The sequence below is a fragment of the Jatrophihabitans sp. genome, from assembly GCA_036389035.1.
Lineage (GTDB): Bacteria > Actinomycetota > Actinomycetes > Mycobacteriales > Jatrophihabitantaceae > Jatrophihabitans_A.
This window is the reverse complement of sequence record DASVQQ010000033.1, coordinates 67,876-84,318: the sequence shown is the minus strand read 5'-3', so window position 1 is coordinate 84,318 and position 16,443 is coordinate 67,876. Positions and strand designations below refer to the sequence as shown.

The window sequence follows — 16,443 nt, the reverse complement described above, 5'->3', positions numbered from 1 at the left end:
CTGTCGGGCCGCCGAACCGCGGTTTCGGGCCGCGCAACGCCCCGAGGTGCCTGAGCGGCGACGGCTCAGGCCCGGTACTCCTTGAGCAGGCCGCGGCTGATGATGGTCTTCTGGATCTCCGAGGTCCCCTCGCCGATCAGCAGGAACGGCGCCTCCCGCATCAGCCGCTCGATCTCGTACTCCTTGGAGTAGCCGTAGCCGCCATGGATCCGGAACGACTCCTGGGTCACCTCGGCGCAGTACTCGCTGGCCAGCAGCTTGGCCATGCCGGCCTCGACGTCGTTGCGCTGGCCGGCGTCCTTCAACCGGGCCGCGTTGACCATCAGCAGGTGGGCCGCCTCGACCTTGGTCGCCATCTCGGCCAGCTTGAAGGCGATCGCCTGGTGCTCGGCGATCTTCTTGCCGAAGGCCTTGCGCTGCTGGGCGTAGTCGATGGCCAGCTCGAAGGCCCGGATCGAGATGCCGCAGCCCCGGGCGGCGACGTTGACCCGGCCCACCTCGATGCCGTCCATCATCTGGTAGAAGCCCTGGCCGCGCTTGTCCGGCCCGCCCAGGATGTCCTCGGCGGCCACCGCGACGTCGTCCAGGATCATCTCGGTGGTCTCGACGCCCTTGTAGCCCATCTTCTCCAGCTTGCCGGGGATCCGCAGCCCGGGCCGGGTCTCACCGAAGCCCGGCTCCTTCTCGATGAGGAAGGTGGTCATGTTGCGATAGACCGAGTCCGCGCCCAGCTCGTCCTTGACCAGGGTGGCCACCACCGCCGACCGGGCGCCGTTGGTCAGCCACATCTTCTGCCCGTTCAACCGGAAGCCATCCCCATCGGCGGTGGCCCGGGTCTTGATGGCGGCGACGTCGGAGCCGACGTCCGGCTCGGACATCGAGAACGCGCCGCGCACCTCGCCGGTGGCCATCTTGGGCAGCAGCCGCTGCTTCTGCTCGTCGGTGCCGTGCTGCATCAGCAGGTAGGCGACGATGAAGTGGGTGTTGATGACGCCCGAGACACTCATCCAGCCACGGGCGATCTGCTCGACCACCAGGGCGTAGGTCAGCAGCGACTCGCCCAGGCCACCGAACTCCTCGGGGATGGTCAACCCGAACAGGCCCATCTCGGCCATGCCCGCGACGATCTGCTCCGGGTACTCATCGGCGTGCTCGAGCTCGCTGACGTTCGGCAGGATCTCCTTGTCGACGAAGCCGCGGACTGTGGACAGGATCTCTTTCTGCAGGTCGCTGAGGTCAGCTGTCTGGGCGAGACGGGCCATGGCGCGTTACTCCTTGTGGTCAGCTGGTCAGCTGGTCGGCGGTGTGAAGGCAGAGGTCCGGCTCAGCCCGGCGGCGCGGCCCTTGGCGGCGATCACCAGGGCCATCTTGCGCGAGGCCTCGTCGATCATCTCGTCCCCGATCATGGCCGAGCCCTTCGCACCGCCCGCTTCGGAGGTGTAGTAGTCATAGGCGTCCAGGATCAGCTCGGCGTGGTCGTAATCCTCCTGCGACGGCGCGTAGACCTCGTTGGCGGCCTCGATCTGCCCCGGGTGCAGCACCCACTTGCCGTCGAAGCCGAGGGCGGCCGAGCGCCCGGCCACCCGCCGGAACCCCTCGACGTCGCGGATCTGCAGGTACGGGCCGTCGATCGCCTGCAGGTCATAGGCCCGGGCCGCCATCAGGATCGACATCAGGATGTGGTGGTAGGCATCGCCGACGTCATAGCCGGGTGGCTGCTCGCCGACCACCAGCGAGCGCATGTTGATCGAGGCCATGAAGTCGGCCGGCCCGAAGATCAGCGTCTGGATCCGCGGCGAGGCCTGGGCGATCTGGTCGACGGCGAGCAGGCCGCGGGCGTTCTCGAGCTGGGCCTCGATGCCGATCCGGCCGACCGGCAGGCCGACGGTCTTCTCGATCTGGGTCAGCATCACGTCGAGCCACTGCACCTGCGCCGCGCTCTGCACCTTGGGCAGCATGATCGCGTCCAGGTTGGCGCCGGCCCCCTCGACCACCTCGATCACGTCGCGGTAGGTCCAGTGGGTGGTCAGGTCATTGACCCGCACCACCCGCAGCTTCTCGCCCCAGCCGCCCTCGTTCAGCGCCGCCACGATGTTCTTGCGGGCGCCGGGCTTGGCCAGCGGCGCGCAGGCGTCCTCGAGGTCCAGGAACACCTGATCGGCCGGCAGCCCCTTGGCCTTGTCGAGGAAGCGCGGGTTCGAGCCGGGCACCGCCAGGCAGGACCGGCGCGGGCGCAGCGGCGCGGGCTGGTCAGTGGGCAGCGAATCGGAGGCCGTCATAGCTGCTGAGAATGCCACCGGAGCCCGTCAGGCCGCAGGACGATGTTCGCGGGGTCACACCTCGCGCACGGAGTTCGCGCCGATGATCTGTGGAGCCAATTGCACGGATAGCCCCTTCCGCCTGATTCATCATTAATCTACGCTCACCTCACCCCAAGGAGGCGTTATGAGATTAGGTACCCGTTCCCGGATCGCCATTGCGGCAGCCGTGCTCAGCAGCGGCGCGCTGCTGGCGCCGGCCGCCCCGGCGGCGGCGACCAAGTTTCCATGTCCGTCGGCCCAGTACCAATGCGACGTGGTGAACTATTACTACTCGGACTCCACCAAAACCTACTTGGTGGGGTATTACCAGGACGGCCCCTGTGGGCAGGACATTTGGGGTCAGGAGACCGCGTACGTCGAACGCGTACGCGTTTACTGCTAACCGGAGCCGGCCTGAATACGGCGCCTACCAGTAGCGGCCTCAGTCCAGGTCGGGCACCGGCTCGGCACCCGGCTGACGGGCCCGGACCACCACGATCAGGCCGGCCAGCAGCAACACCAGCCCGGGGATCGCGCTGAGCGGGGGCCACTGGTCCAGCCAGAGCCCGGCGATCAGCGCCGCCCCGGGGACCTCGATCAGGATGGTCAGGCTGACGAACGTGGCGCTGACCGAGCGCAGCACCACGTTGAACAGGCTGTGCCCGAGCAGCTGGGCGCTCACCGTCACCGCCAGGATCAGCAGCCAGGCCTTGCCGGAGTAGCCGCTGAGGGGCTGGCGGGCTGCGAGGCAGACCACCAGCAGCCCCAGCGCGCACACGCTGTAGCAGATCGTGGTGTAGGCCGAGGTGGACATCTCCCGGCGGGCGCTGGCGCCGGCGGTGACGTAGGCCGCCGCGAAGATCCCGCCGAGCAACGCCAGCCCGTCGCCGGCCAGCGCCCGCGCCGAGATGCCGAAGTCGGCCCCGGCGATCAGGGCGGTGCCGATGATCGCCAGGACCATGCCCAGCCAGGCGATCCGGGGCAGCCGGCGGCCGGCCGCCGCCGCGATCAACCCGGTGAACACCGACTGGGTGGCGACCAGGGCGGTGGCCGAGGCGACCGAGGTCAGCTTGATCGAGGGCACCCAGGTGCCGAAGTGCAACGCCAGGAACACCCCGGCGAGCGAGGCCACCGCCCAGCCCCGCCGGTCCAGGGCGGCGAACTCGGCCCGGTGCCGCAGGCCGACGAACAGGCCGGTGCTGCCGGCGCCGAGCGCATTTCGCCAGAACGCGATGGCCAGCGCGGGCGCCGCGGTGGCGGCCATGATCGGCCCGGACGCCGACACCCCGGCCAGCGCTATCGCCAGCAGTCCGGCGTCGCGGGCCGGCGGCAGCGTCAGCGACTCGTGGGACTGCTCGATCCGCGACACCCGACCATCTTGTCAGTCCGAATTCGCGGGCCTCATGCCCACTAAGCTTTGCCCGTGAGCACCGCGACCCGCGTCTTCGTGGCCAGGCTGGCCGGCCTGGGGGTCTATGACCCCAACGGCGACCAGCTGGGCCGGGTCCGCGACGCGGTGGCGACCCTGCGGGTGGGACGCCAGCCACCACGCATCCTCGGCCTGGTGGTCGAGGTGCAGCACCGGCGCCGGATCTTCGTCCCGATGGGGCGGGTCACCCGGATCGAGCCGGAGGCGGTGGTGCTGACCACCGGCAGCGTCAACATCAAGCGCTTCGAGCAGCGGCCCAACGAGCTGCTGGTGCTGGGCGAGGTGCTGGACCGGACCGTCGTGCGGATCGAGGACGGCGCCCGGATGGTGGTGGTCGACGCCGCCATGGAGCAGAGCCGCACCAAGGACTGGGTGATCACCAAGCTGGCGGTGCGCGCAGCCACCGGCAAGCTCGGACGGCGCCGGGCGGTGCTGCAGCAGGTCGACTGGAACGACGTGGACGGGCTGTCGGCGACCGAGAAGGGGCAGGGCGCGGACTCGCTGCTGGCGGTGCTGGCCGGGCTGCGGCCGGCCGACCTGGCCGCCCAGCTGCAGGGCATGCCGGACAAGCGGCAGCAAGAGGTGGCCGAAGCCCTCAACGACGACCGGCTGGCCGACGTGATGGAGGAGCTGCCCGAAGAGGACCAGATCAACATCATCAGCGGGCTGACCGACGAGCGTGCCGCCGACATCCTGGAGAAGATGAACGACGACGACGCGGCCGACCTGCTGCGCGAGTTGCCCGCCGACGAGCAGGAACGCCTGCTGGAGATCATGGAGCCGGAAGAGGCCGCCCCGGTCCGCCGGCTGATGACCTACGGCGAGTACACCGCCGGCGGCATGATGACCTCGGAGCCGGTGGTGCTGCTGCCCGACGCCACCGTCGCCGAGGCGCTGGCCAGGTTGCGCAATCCCGACCTGTCGCCGGCGCTGGCCGCCCAGGTGTACGTGGTCCGCCCGCCCCAGGCCACCCCGACCGGGCGCTATCTCGGGGTGGCGCACTTCCAGCGGTTGCTGCGCGAGCCGCCGTCCTCGCTGGTGTCCGGAGTGCTCGATGACGGCATCGACCCGTTGACGCCGGAGTCGACCCTGCACGAGGTGACCCGGCACCTGGCGACCTACAACCTGGTCGCGGTGCCGGTGGTGGACGAGAACGACCGGCTGCTGGGCGCGGTCAGCGTCGACGACGTGATCGACCACCTGCTGCCGGAGGACTGGCGCGATCGCGACGAGCAGCCCGCCGACGCCGCCATCACCCGCCGGAGAGCCGAGTGACCGAGCCGCGTCGCCGGCTCGATCAGCCGAAGGCGCCTCGGAGCCTGCGCGCGCCCAGGTTCAGCGCCGACGCGATGGGGACGGCGGCCGAAGGCATCGCCCGGTTCTTCGGCACCGCTCGCTACCTGGCCATCCAGACCTTCCTGGTGATCTGCTGGATCACTTTCAACGTGCTGGCCATGGGTGTGTGGAAGTTCGACCCGTACCCGTTCATCCTGCTGAACCTGGCCTTCTCCACCCAGGCCGCCTACGCCGCGCCGCTGATCCTGCTGGCTCAGAACCGGCAGGCCGACCGGGACCGGATCCAGGCCGACGCCGACCGCAGGCGGGACCAGCGCGCCATCGCCGACGCCGAGTACCTGGCGCGCGAGATCGCCGCGATCCGGATCGCCCTCGGCGATGTGGCCACCCGTGACTACCTGCGTTCGGAGCTGACCCGGTTGGAACGGGGCCTCGCCGAGGACCGGGACGGCTGACGAGCCCCACCGGCTGGACGTGTTCCATCACGAAGATCAGAAAGGTGACGGGCTCCAGCGCCATGCGTTCGCTCTACAGAACACTCGAGCGCTCCCTGGTACGTGACCTGGTGCTGGTCTCCCTCGCCAACGGCGTGGTGGGCGCCTCCTTCGGCGCCATCGCGGTGGCCGGCGGCCAGCCTGCCTGGGTGGCCCTGCTGATGTCGCCGCTGGTCTTCGCCGGCGGCGCCCAGTTCGCCGCGCTGGGGGTGGTGCTCAGCGGCGGCACCGCCGTGGCAGCCGTGGTCGCCGGCCTGGTGCTGAACCTGCGGCTGCTGCCCTTCGGTCTGGCGGTCACGGACGTGCTCGCGGTCTCATGGCCCAAACGGCTGCTGGGAAGCCACCTGATCTTCGACGAATCCGTCGCCTTCGTGATGACCCAGCAGGGCCTGAGCCGGCGACGGGCGGTCTTCGCGGTCTTCGGCGTGCTGATGTACCTCACCTGGAATCTGGGCACCGTCATCGGCGTGCTGGCCGGTCAGGTGATCGGCGACCCCAACGCGCTGGGCCTGGACGCGGCCGCCCCGACGATCCTGCTGGCCCTGGTGCTGCCGGTGCTGCGAGACCCCGGGTCGGGCTCCTACGCGCTGCGAGCGAGCCTGGTGGGCGCGGCGATCGCCTTGCTGGCCACCCCCGTGCTGCCGGCCGGACTGCCCGTCCTGCTGGCCCTGCTGGGCGTGCTCGTCGCAGTCAGCCACCAGCCCCGCCCCGCCGGTCCGGCGAGTGAGGAGGCGGACCCGGCATGAACCTGCTGGCGATCCTGGTGCTGGCCGGCGGCACCTACGGCCTGCGGCTGGCCGGACCTGTGCTGCGCAACCGGATCACCCTGTCGGCGCGGACGCTGTGGCTGCTGTCGATCGCTGCGACCGTGCTGCTCTGCGCGCTGGTGGCGGTCTCGAGCCTGACCACCGGTCACGGCTTCGCCGGCTGGGCCCGGCCGGCCGGCGTGCTGGTCGGCGGGCTGCTCGCCCTGCGCCGGCTGCCCTTTCTCGTGGTCGTGCTAGCCGCGGCCGCCACCACCGCGTCGCTCCGGCTGGCCGGCGTCTCGTAAGCGCCCGGTTTCAGCCTGCGAGCTGGCCGGCAGCTCGCGCGCTGGCGGCGAGCACGAGCTTGGCCGCGCCGCCCGATCCGCCGGTGAAGGTGAAGACCTGGTCACCGGTCCCGGCAACCGGCCGCAGGGCCAGCAGCGAGTCGGCGCTGTAGCAGTCCGGCGCCACCACCGGCTGGGCGCCGGCCCGCAGGCGGAGCCGTGGAAAGCGGCTGCTGGCCAGCTCGAAGACCTGCTGGCTGAGCTCCGGGTTCGGCGGCGGGGCGTCCGGGTCGATGTTCCAGGCCTGGGTGGGCAGTCCCACCAGCATGCCGGTCGCGGCCGTCTTGCCGTACAGGCCGCTGACCTCGTCGACGAAGGTGCCCGGCTGCCAGTCGTCCACGCCGAACACCGTGTACTGGATGGCCTTGGTGCTCAGCCCGTCGCTGTCCCAGCCGGACGCGCGCAGCAGGGCAGGCGTCCAGGCGCCGGCCGCCAGCACCAGCAGGTCACAGCTGTGCGCGACGCCGGCCAGCCGGAAGCCGCCCGGCTCCAGCTTCTCGACCGGCCCCTCGTCGAGCACCCGCACCTGGCGGCGGCCGGCCAGATCGGCCAGCACCCGACCGCGCAGCCGATCCGGGTCCAGGCTGCCCGCCTGCCGCTCCGCCAGCGCGAGCGGGCCGTCGCCGGCCAGCTCGTCCGGGCTCATCAGCCAGCCACGGCCCGCCAGCTGCTCGGCCGACAGCAGCTCGACCGATCCGGGCAGCCGGGCGTCCAGCTCAGCGGCGGCGCTCTGGAGACCGGCCGGTTCCAGCGGCCGGTAGATCGAACCCGACTCGAGGTAGCCGGCCCAGTCGCGCAGCCGGTCATCGCCGAGCAGCTCGATCATGCTGTCGACGGCCAGCTGCCGGGCGGCCGGATCGGCCTCGTAGCCGCGAATGGCGCCGCCGGAGGCCGCGGTCGCATCCCGGGCGCCGGCCGGCCCGGGCGCGATCGAGACGCGGTTGACGCCAGGTTGCTGGGCAAGCCGCCAGGCCAGCAGGGCGCCGGCCATGCCGCCGCCCACCACAGATACATGTGCCACGGCCAGCTTCCCCTAACGCCTGATTCGCCCATGTCCGGGTCCGCACACTATGTCTGACATCCCGGGCTCGGTCCAGAGGATGGCGGCGCACCGCGGCAGGTGCCCCGAACTACCGGCCACTCCTGACAGGCACCGGGTCGAGTTTGACCATCAGGGCCTCCAGCTGGCGCAGCTCGGGCTCGGACAGCCGACCCAACACCAGCTCCGACACCCCGGCCAGGTGAACCTTCGAGGCGTCGCGCAGGGTGTCGCGGCCCTTGCCGGTCAGCACCGTGAACATGCCCCGGGCGTCCTCGGGGTCGGGTTGGCGAAGCACCAGGCCGTCCTTCTGCAGCCGGTCGACCAGCCTGGTCAGCCCGCTGCGTGAGAGCAGCACCGCCTCGGCCAGCTCCGACATCCGCAACCTGTTGTCAGTCGCCTCGGCCAGCTGCACCAGCACGTCATATCCGGCGATCGCTATCTTGCCGTGTTCCTGCAGTTGATGCTCCAGCTGGCGCAGCAGGTGATTGTGGGTTCGCAGAAAACTGCGCCACACCGCAAGCCGCCAGTCATCTGGGCTCAGCGACTGGGCCGCAGCGGCTGGCGGAGCCGCGGCGGCATCGTCGGAATCGGGCATCACCACCCACATCGTAGTGACGCCGGATGCGCCGCCGTAGGATCTTTGGTGTGTCTATTAATGAAGTAGAGCGGGACCCCAGCACGCTGCAGGCCGCGATCTCGGCGGCGCTGGCCGGCGTGCAGGACCCCGAGATCCACCGGCCCATCACCGAGCTGGGCATGGTGGAGCGGGTCAGCGTCGCCGCGGACGGCGCTACCAGCGTCCGGGTGCTGCTGACGGTCGCCGGCTGCCCGATGCGCGAGAAGCTCACCCATGATGTGACCGCCGCGGTGTCGGCGGTGCCCGGGGTGTCCTCGGTGGCCGTGGAGCTGGGCGTGATGAACGACGCGCAGCGCACCGACCTGCGCACCAAGCTGCGCGGCGACAACCCGGTGAACGAGATCCCGTTCGCCCAGCCCGGCTCACCCACCAGGGTGTACGCGGTCGCCTCGGGCAAGGGCGGGGTCGGCAAGAGCTCGGTGACGGTGAACCTGGCGGTGGCGCTGGCCCAGCGCGGCCTGCGGGTGGGCGTGCTGGACGCCGACATCTACGGCTTCTCGGTGCCCCGGATGCTGGGCGTGACCGGCAAGCCGACCCAGGTCGAGAAGATGATCATGCCGCCGCAGGCGCACGGGGTGAAGGTGATCTCGATCGGCATGTTCACCCCCGGCAACACCGCGGTGGTGTGGCGCGGGCCGATGCTGCACCGGGCCCTGCAGCAGTTCCTGGCCGATGTCTACTGGGGCGAGCTGGACGTGCTGCTGATGGACCTGCCGCCGGGAACCGGTGACATCGCGATCTCGCTGGCTCAGCTGGTGCCCTCGGCCGAGCTGCTGGTGGTCACCACGCCGCAGCTGGCCGCCCGCGAGGTGGCCGAGCGGGCCGGCTCCATCGCCCTGCAGACCCACCAGCAGATCGTCGGCGTCGTGGAGAACATGAGCTGGCTGGACCTGCCCGACGGCAGCCGGATGGAGCTGTTCGGCGCCGGCGGCGGCCAGGCGGTGGCCGAATCGCTGACCGAGTCGACCGGCACCAAGGTCGGCCTGCTGGGCCAGGTGCCGATGGAGGTGGCCATCCGCGAGGGCGGCGATGACGGCACGCCGATCGTGCTCTCGCAGCCGGACTCGCCCGCCAGCCGGGCGTTCGGCGCGATCGCCGACACCCTGGCCGGGCGGCAGCGCAGCCTGGTGGGCCGCCCGCTCGGGCTGTCGGTCGCCGCTCGCTGATCCGCCAGGCCGCGCCCCGGCCTACCAGGATTCGGCTCAGGTGGCGTCGGGGTCGATCGGGGGCCGCTCCCCCGGGCCCAGCGGCAGGTCCGCCGGCGGGTCCGGCGTCGCCGGCTTGCTGAGATCGATCGTGGACGACAGCCGGTCCGGCTCGTCCTCGCCGCGCAGCGCGCGCTGGATCGAGTCCCGCGGGTTCAGCGAGGTGAAGTCCTCATCGCCCAGCAGGGCGTTCTTGATCGCGGTGCGCGGGTTCAACGACGACAGGTCGAAGTCGGCGAATTCCGGCCCGAGTTCGGTGTTGAGCTGGGTCCGCGCGCCCTGGGCGACATCGCGCAGCGTCCGCAACATCCGGGCGGCGTCCCTGGCCAACTCGGGTAACCGTTCGGGGCCGAACACGATCAGCGCGACAGCCGCGAGCACCACGAACTCGAGCGCGCCGATGTTGAACACAAACTCAGCCTAGCCGGGCTCAGCTGCTGCCGAGGGTGACCTTGGCCTGCCCGGTGACGCCGTCGCGGACGTAGCGCAGCGTGACGGTGTCACCCGGCCGCGACTCGGCGACCGCGACCGTCAGCGCGTCACCGGAGTCGATCAGGGTGTCTTCGAACAGGGTCACCACGTCACCCTCCTTCAGCCCGGCCTTGGCAGCCGGGCCGTTCGGGACGATCTGCACGAGGTAGGCGCCGTCCCGGGTGCCGTCGGTGACGCTGCGGCTGCTGGCCCCGAGGTCGGCGTGCCGGACCTTGCCGGTCTGGATCAGCTCCTCGGCGACGGCGCGGGCGGTGTTGACCGGAATGGCGAAGCCGACCCCGATATTGCCGCTCTGGCCATTGGACTGGCTGACCGAGGCGATCGCGGTGTTGATGCCCACCACCGCCCCGGCGGCGTCGACCAGCGCGCCGCCGGAGTTGCCCGGGTTGATCGAGGCGTCGGTCTGCACCGCGTCGATCACCGCGTCCGGCTCGCCGTTCTCGCCCGGCAGCCGGAGCGGCCGGTTCAGGGCCGAGACGATTCCGGCGGTCACCGTGCCACGCAGGCCCAGCGGATCTCCGATGGCGACCACCGGATCACCGACCGCCAGGCTGTCCGAGTCGCCCAGGGTCGCCACCGTGAGGTCGGTCTTGGTGACCTTGAGCACCGCCAGGTCATTGCGGGGATCGGTTCCCACCACTCGGGCCGGGGCCGAGGACCGGTCGGCGAACACCACCCGGATCGTCGGTGTGCCGGGGAAGGCGACCACGTGGTTGTTGGTCAGGATGTAGCCGCCCTTGTCGATGATCACGCCCGAGCCGGACCCGGCCGCGTCGGCGGAGCGGACGTCGACCGACACCACCGCCGGGCTGACCCGCTTGGCGATGTCTGCCACCGAGCCGGGCGGCCGGTTGGCGGGCGTGTCGGTCTTGGCTAGCTTGACGTTGGGATCGGTCAGCACGTCGTGGGCCCGTTCGGACAGCCAGTACCCGACCCCGCCGCCGAGCAGGCCCGCGACCAGGCCGGCCACCAGCACCATCGCCAGCGCCGACAGCCCGAACCTGGCCCGCTTGCCCGAAGGGGCCGGGGCGGGCTCGGTCTTGTCCTGGTCCTCGACGGCCTCGGCCATGCCGATGACCTCGTCCTCGGCGTACACCGGCGGTCCGGCGATCCAGTACGGCGACTGCGGGTCGCGCCACGGGTCGGTCGCCGCGTCCGGCTTCCACCAGGGCGAGCCCGGGCCGGGCAGGGACGGGCTGAGCCGGTCCCCCGGCGCGGGCGCGAACGACCCGGCGCCCGCGCCCGCGTAGACCTGTGCGAGCTCGGCCGGCACCGGCTGCCGCAGCGGGCTGTGCCGGGCCGGCATCCGGTCCCCCGGCGCCGGCGCGAACGCCGCGTCCGAGCCCGCCGGCGGGCTGAAGATCTCGCGGTCGGCGGCTGAGACCTGCGGCCTGGACGCGGCCTGCTCAGCGGGCGCCGGCGGAGGTGGCTGGAATGATCCCTCGGCGCCATCGGGGCGGGCGAACGGCGAGGAGTCGACCTGGTCGTCGCTCACATACCCTCCGTCCGTGGGATGCCGCTCCCGGTGACCTGGTCGCACCGGAAAGTGGGATCGATCGTCTGAGTCTGCCTGAGCGGCGCGGTCCGGACCAAGCCCGGCGCGTCGGCGCCCAGGTTCGGCCGAGTCCACTCGGGCAGCTCGGGTTGCCGGCCGCGATCCATGAACCCTAGGGCGTGGCCACGGGCGCGCCGGCCGGCGTCGGCTCGAAGCCGGCCGGCGAGCGGGCGTCGTTGCCCGGCACGGATCGATCGGCCTCGGCCTGCGCGCCGACCAGCCGGCTCCAGGACGCGTCGCTGGCCGCCTGGTCACTGCGCTGGGAGGTCCGCGGCACCGGGGCCAGCGTCACCGAGTCCGCCCGCAGGCCTACCCGCAGGGCCGGCGTGGCCGGCTGGTCGGTGCTTGCCGGGCCGGCCGACGGCCGGCTGACGCCGAGCCGGACGGCGGGGTTGAGCGGGTTGGACGAGCGCAGCGCCGCGTTCTGGCTCCCGGTCACCGAGCCGACCACGTTGGCCGCGCCGGCGGGCGCCTGCCGGTCGCCGACGGCGGCCAGCGTCGAGACCTGCCCGCCGAAGGTGCCCGCCGCGACCACCGCGGCGGCCGAGGCCAGCACGGTCACCGGCAGCGCGGCGCGACGGTGCACCGGTCGGGCCGGTGGCGGGGCAGCCGCCTCGGGCTGCTCTCCGGCGGAAGGCTGGCCGGCTCGCGGGTCGCGGGCCTCACGCTCGAGCGCGTCGCGGGCCCGCACCTCACGCTCCAGCGAGTCCCGGGCCTGCAGGCCGCGGGCCTTGTGCGCGTCGTGCGCGATGAACATCGCGGTGCCGTCGGCGCCGAGCACCGTCGGCAGCCCGCCGCGCGAGGGCGGCGGCAACGGGGTGGACATCGGCAGACCGGCCAGCCGGTCGAGCAGGCCGGACGGCAGCGCCGGAGCCTGCGCGGCTCGCAGCATCATCGCCGTCTCGCGCTGGCCCCGGACGGCGTCCGCGCACTCGACGCACTCCGCGCAGTGCCGCCGTGCCCGGCTCGCCGCAGCCGCCGAGAGCACGCCGTCGGCGAAAGCCGCGACGGCGTCCTCGGACAGGTGCGGCAGGCCGAACACCGGGCTGGTCATTTAGGCGATCACCACTCCCGGGTCGGCGCCCAGCTCATCGGGCCTGCTGGAGGGCGCGCGATGGGCCAGCGCCTCGCGCAGCAGCACCCTGCCCCGGTGAATGCGGGAGCGGACCGTCCCGACCTTGATGTCGAGGGTGAGGGCGATCTCTTCGTAGGTGAGGCCTTCGAGGTCACAGAGCACCACGGCGGCCCGGAAGTCGGCCGGCAGCGCGTCGAGCGCGCGCTGGATCTCGGGGTCGAGGTTGTTCTGCTCGTAGGCCCGCTCGGGTCCCGGCTCGTCGGAGGCCAGCCGCTCGGAGGCGTCCTCGGCAAGGGCGTCGAACCGGATCTTCTGCCGGCGGCGCACCATGTCCAGGAACAGGTTGGTCGTGATCCGGTGCAGCCAGCCCTCGAACGTTCCCGGGGTGTAATCGGCCAGCGAGCGGAACACCCGGACGAAGGTCTCTTGGGTCAGGTCTTCGGCGTCGGAGCGGTTGCCCGAGAGCCGGTAGGCCAACCGGTACACCCGGTCGGCGTGCTGGCGCACTATGTCATCCCAGGACGGCGCGACCCAGGCGGTCGGCTCTGCGGCATGCGAGGACTCTGCGGTCACCGGCGGCTGGGCCGCCCGTTGTCCACCCATCGAGCTAGCCACACCGAGGTTCAGCGTGGACATCGAACGATCACCCATTTCTCAGTGGTGCCCCGCCTGTTCTGGCCAGGACCACATAAGCCTCGCAGCAGTGGCTGTGTATTGGTTAAACGTCTCACCAAGCGCTCACGTTCCCCGGCGGGGGTTCCGGCGCGGCGTTTCCGGCGTCGAAGCAGCTTTCACCTCCTCCGATGTCTAGGCTCCAGCCGTGCACACCTACACCGACGTTAGCGCGGCCATGGCCCGGTCGCTGGCCGAGCTGTGCCTGGACCGGTTGGCGATGCATGCGCCGCTGGACCGCTCGCTCACCCCGGACCAGCTGAGCGCGGCCGCCGGAGTCACCGTCACCGAGACCGGCATCGGCGCCGACGAGGCGCTGCGGTTGTGGGAGCACGTGCTGGCCCCGGCCTGCCTGTCGGTGGACCATCCGCGCTACCTGTCCTTCATCCCCGGCGCGCCGACCAAGGCCTCGGCCGCCTTCGACATGCTGGTCGGCGCCTCCAGCGTCTACGGCGGCACCTGGCTGGAGGGCTCCGGCGCGGTGTACGTGGAGAACCAGGCGCTGCGCTGGATCGCTGACCTGGCCGGCTTTCCCGAGGAGGCCGGCGGGGTCTTCGTGCAGGGCGGCACCATCGGCAACCTGTCGGCCCTGGTGTCGGCCCGCGAGGCCGCCCGGCACAAGCGCCAGGGCGATCCGCCGGCCCGCTGGTCGGTGCTGGTCACCGACGAGACGCACTCCTCGGTCAAGCACTCGCTGCAGGTGGTGATGGACGTCGGCGTGGTGCAGGTGCCCGGCGACGAGCGCGGCCGGCTGACCGGGGCCGGCATCCGGGCCCGGCTGGCCGAGTTGCCCGAGTCCGAGATCGACGGGATCTTCGCCGTCGTGGGCACCGCCGGCACCACCAACTCCGGCGTGGTGGACGACCTGGCCGGAATCGCCGAGGTGGCCCGGGAACGGGACTGGTGGTTCCACATCGACGGCGCCTACGGCGGCGCCGGGCTGGCCGCGCCCTCGGTTCGCGCGCTGTTCGACGGCATCGAGCACGCCGACTCGTTCATCGTCGATCCGCACAAGTGGCTGTTCGCCCCGTATGACTGCTGCGCGCTGGTCTACCGCGACCCGGTGCTGGCCCGCGCCGCGCACACCCAGAAGGCCGGCTACCTCGACGCGGTCACGGTGGAGGGTGAGTGGAATCCCAGTGACTTCTCGGTCCAGCTGACCCGGCGGGCCCGGGGGCTGCCGTTCTGGTTCTCACTCGCCGTGCACGGCACCGCCGCCTACACCGAGGCGGTCGAGCAGACGCTGCAGGTGGCCCGGGGCGGGGCGGAGCTGATCGAGGCGGCCGAGCACGTCCGGCTGCTGGTGGAGCCGGACCTGTCAGTGCTGATCTTCGAGCGGATCGGCTGGCAGTCCGATGACTACAACCTCTGGACGGCGCGGATGCTGGCGGCCGGCTTCGCCTTCGTGACCCCGACCCGGCACGCCGGGCAGTCCTGCACCCGGTTCGCCATCGTCAACCCCGAGACCACCGTCAACGACCTGGCCCTGATCATCGATTCGATGAAATAGCCGCTCGGCCTCGGCCCGGCCGGGCCTGAGCGGCTCGGGTGCTCGGTAGAGTCTGAAGCCATGGCCGACGCGTATCTCAACTCATCCAGCCTCGTCTACGCCGAGAACTTCTTGGCCGAGGACGAAGTCACCGCGGCAGCCCGGGCCCGGGGCGCCGAACTCGGCTGCACCCCGATCGGCCGGGCCGGCGGGGCGACCCTGCGGCTGCTGGCCACCCTGGTCAGCGCCAAGTCCGTGGTCGAGGTCGGCACCGGCGCCGGCGTCTCGGGACTGTGGCTGCTGGCCGGCATGCGCCCGGACGGCGTGCTCACCACTGTCGACACCGAGCCCGAGCACCAGCGGGCCACCCGGCAGGCCTTCGGCGAGGCCGGCATCGGCACCACCCGGTACCGGCTGATCAACGGCGCCGCGGCCGAGGTGCTGCCCCGGCTCAACGACGGCTCCTACGACCTGATGTTCGTCGACGCCGACAAGACCGGTTACAGCGAGTACTTCGAGCAGGGCGTCCGGCTGCTGCGCAGCGGCGGCGTGCTGGCCTTCGACAACGCGCTCTGGCACGACCGGGTGGCCGATCCGAACGCCCGCGACGCCGAGACGGTGGCGCTGCGCGAGCTGGGCCGGGCGGTGCGCGATGACCCCCGGCTGGTGCCGGTGCTGCTGCCGGTGGGCGACGGGTTGCTGGTGGCCGCCAAGCGCTGATCAGCCGGTGGCTTTGACCAGCTCTGATCAGCCGGTGGCTTTGACCAGCTGTTCCAGGGCGGCCCGGATGATCGGGCGTTCCTGGCTCGAGCTGCGGGTCAGGGCCAGCAGCCGCCGGCTCATGCTCGGCTCGGCCAGCGGCCTGATGTCGACCTCGGCGACCTTGTCGGCCACCGCCAGCCGGGGCAGCACGGCGATGCCGTGGCCGGCCGCCACGGCCCGCACCAGCAGCAGCATGTCGTCGGTCTCCCAGCGGACCCGGGGCTCGAAGCCTTCGGCGCGGCAGGCGAACCGGACGGCCTGGCCACAGGCCGCGTCCAGCGGCGGCATCACCCAGTTGGCGCCCGACAGCGCCGCGAGCTTCACCTCACCCAGCCCCGGCAACGCCCCGACGGCGCTGACCACCACCAGCGGCTCGGTGCACAGGTCGGTGGCCATCAGGTAGTCGGGCACCGCGACCGGCACCCCGTCGTAGAAGTCCACCACGGCGATGTCGAGGTCGCCGTTGAGCAGCTGATCGATGCTGCGGGCCGGCTCGGCCACCGTGACGGTCAGCTCCAGGGCGGCGTGCTCGGCCGCCAGCCGGATCGCGGCCTCGCTGACCAGGGCGGCGGCGGCCGAGGCGACGGTGCCGATCCGGACATGCCCGGACAGCTCACCGGTCAGCCGGTCCAGGTCGGCGCGGGCCTCCTCCAGCAGCTCCAGGATGGAACGGGCCCGGACGACCAGCGCCTGGCCTGCCCCGGTGAGCAGCACTCCGCGCGGCGAGCGGTCCAGCAGCGCGGTGCCGGCTTCCCGCTCGAGGATGCTCAGCTGCTGGGACACCGCCGAGGGCGTCAGGCCGACCTCGCGGGCCGCGGCGGCGATGGAGCCGCGCAGATCGACCTCGCGCAGCAGTCGCAGCCTGCCGACATCAAGGGGTGTGCTCACTCTTGGGGGCCATCCTC

18 protein-coding genes are annotated in these 16,443 nt (G+C 71.7%); 8 read left to right on the top strand and 10 right to left on the bottom strand.

The genetic code is table 11. The features are described from left to right. Nucleotides 1-65: 65 nt before the first annotated feature. On the bottom strand, nucleotides 66-1,262 hold the full coding sequence (locus tag VF557_17470; GenBank protein ID HEX8082006.1) for an acyl-CoA dehydrogenase family protein: 1,197 nt from the start codon (nucleotides 1,260-1,262) through the stop codon (nucleotides 66-68). Between the two features lie 27 nt (nucleotides 1,263-1,289). Further along, complete coding sequence (locus VF557_17465) at nucleotides 1,290-2,279, bottom strand: CoA ester lyase (GenBank protein ID HEX8082005.1); 990 nt, start codon at nucleotides 2,277-2,279, stop codon at nucleotides 1,290-1,292. A 166-nt stretch (nucleotides 2,280-2,445) separates the two neighbouring features. On the opposite strand from VF557_17465, the gene VF557_17460 reads away from it, so the two are divergent. After that, the gene (locus tag VF557_17460) at nucleotides 2,446-2,703 is read left to right on the top strand and encodes a hypothetical protein (protein HEX8082004.1); all 258 of its coding nucleotides are present in this window, start codon (nucleotides 2,446-2,448) and stop codon (nucleotides 2,701-2,703) included. Nucleotides 2,704-2,742: 39 nt separating this feature from the next. Here the strand turns inward: VF557_17460 and VF557_17455 are convergent, their stop codons facing one another. After that, nucleotides 2,743-3,669, bottom strand: a complete 927-nt coding sequence (locus tag VF557_17455) for a DMT family transporter (protein ID HEX8082003.1) — start codon at nucleotides 3,667-3,669, stop codon at nucleotides 2,743-2,745. 54 nt (nucleotides 3,670-3,723) lie between these two features. On the opposite strand from VF557_17455, the gene VF557_17450 reads away from it, so the two are divergent. Genes VF557_17450 through VF557_17435 form a run of 4 tightly spaced genes read left to right on the top strand, consistent with a single transcriptional unit; the run spans nucleotide 3,724 to nucleotide 6,570 of the window. Continuing rightward, the gene (locus tag VF557_17450) at nucleotides 3,724-5,004 is read left to right on the top strand and encodes a CBS domain-containing protein (GenBank protein ID HEX8082002.1); all 1,281 of its coding nucleotides are present in this window, start codon (nucleotides 3,724-3,726) and stop codon (nucleotides 5,002-5,004) included. Continuing rightward, nucleotides 5,001-5,480, top strand: a complete 480-nt coding sequence (locus tag VF557_17445; GenBank protein HEX8082001.1) for a DUF1003 domain-containing protein — start codon at nucleotides 5,001-5,003, stop codon at nucleotides 5,478-5,480. The genes VF557_17450 and VF557_17445 overlap by 4 nt, the downstream gene beginning before the upstream one ends. A 44-nt stretch (nucleotides 5,481-5,524) precedes the next feature. Further along, nucleotides 5,525-6,265, top strand: coding sequence for an AzlC family ABC transporter permease (locus VF557_17440; protein ID HEX8082000.1), 741 nt, complete (start codon nucleotides 5,525-5,527; stop codon nucleotides 6,263-6,265). Beyond that, nucleotides 6,262-6,570 carry an AzlD domain-containing protein gene (locus VF557_17435; GenBank protein HEX8081999.1) on the top strand — a complete coding sequence of 103 codons (309 nt, stop codon included), beginning with the start codon at nucleotides 6,262-6,264 and terminating at the stop codon, nucleotides 6,568-6,570. Before VF557_17440 ends, VF557_17435 begins: the two co-directional genes overlap by 4 nt. A 10-nt stretch (nucleotides 6,571-6,580) precedes the next feature. Here VF557_17435 and VF557_17430 read toward each other — a convergent pair whose 3' ends face one another. Both VF557_17430 and VF557_17425 read right to left on the bottom strand, forming a co-directional pair. Then, nucleotides 6,581-7,630 (bottom strand): FAD-dependent oxidoreductase, encoded by a 1,050-nt coding sequence (locus VF557_17430; protein HEX8081998.1) that lies wholly within the window; start codon nucleotides 7,628-7,630, stop codon nucleotides 6,581-6,583. Nucleotides 7,631-7,739: 109 nt separating this feature from the next. Next, on the bottom strand, nucleotides 7,740-8,246 hold the full coding sequence (locus tag VF557_17425; protein HEX8081997.1) for a MarR family transcriptional regulator: 507 nt from the start codon (nucleotides 8,244-8,246) through the stop codon (nucleotides 7,740-7,742). Between the two features lie 50 nt (nucleotides 8,247-8,296). Here VF557_17425 and VF557_17420 point away from each other — a divergent pair, with 50 nt between their 5' ends. Beyond that, entirely contained in the window at nucleotides 8,297-9,454 is a 1,158-nt protein-coding gene (locus tag VF557_17420; GenBank protein HEX8081996.1) for an Mrp/NBP35 family ATP-binding protein, read from the top strand. Nucleotides 9,455-9,490: 36 nt separating this feature from the next. Here VF557_17420 and VF557_17415 read toward each other — a convergent pair whose 3' ends face one another. The 4 genes from VF557_17415 to sigE all read right to left on the bottom strand — a co-directional run bounded on the left by VF557_17415 (nucleotide 9,491) and on the right by sigE (nucleotide 13,251). Further along, entirely contained in the window at nucleotides 9,491-9,904 is a 414-nt protein-coding gene (locus tag VF557_17415; GenBank protein ID HEX8081995.1) for a sec-independent translocase, read from the bottom strand. 19 nt (nucleotides 9,905-9,923) lie between these two features. Further along, nucleotides 9,924-11,480: a trypsin-like peptidase domain-containing protein gene (locus VF557_17410; GenBank protein HEX8081994.1), complete on the bottom strand. Its 1,557-nt coding sequence runs from the start codon at nucleotides 11,478-11,480 to the stop codon at nucleotides 9,924-9,926. A gap of 172 nt (nucleotides 11,481-11,652) precedes the next feature. Continuing rightward, complete coding sequence (locus VF557_17405; GenBank protein ID HEX8081993.1) at nucleotides 11,653-12,594, bottom strand: hypothetical protein; 942 nt, start codon at nucleotides 12,592-12,594, stop codon at nucleotides 11,653-11,655. Next, entirely contained in the window at nucleotides 12,595-13,251 is a 657-nt protein-coding gene (gene sigE, locus VF557_17400; protein HEX8081992.1) for an RNA polymerase sigma factor SigE, read from the bottom strand. A 184-nt stretch (nucleotides 13,252-13,435) separates the two neighbouring features. Between sigE and VF557_17395 the strand changes: the two genes are divergently transcribed. Then, entirely contained in the window at nucleotides 13,436-14,797 is a 1,362-nt protein-coding gene (locus tag VF557_17395; GenBank protein HEX8081991.1) for a pyridoxal-dependent decarboxylase, read from the top strand. 60 nt (nucleotides 14,798-14,857) lie between these two features. After that, nucleotides 14,858-15,496, top strand: coding sequence for an O-methyltransferase (locus VF557_17390; protein HEX8081990.1), 639 nt, complete (start codon nucleotides 14,858-14,860; stop codon nucleotides 15,494-15,496). 27 nt (nucleotides 15,497-15,523) lie between these two features. On the opposite strand, the gene VF557_17385 is transcribed toward VF557_17390, so the two are convergent. Continuing rightward, entirely contained in the window at nucleotides 15,524-16,426 is a 903-nt protein-coding gene (locus tag VF557_17385) for a LysR family transcriptional regulator (protein ID HEX8081989.1), read from the bottom strand. Nucleotides 16,427-16,443 lie beyond the last annotated feature (17 nt).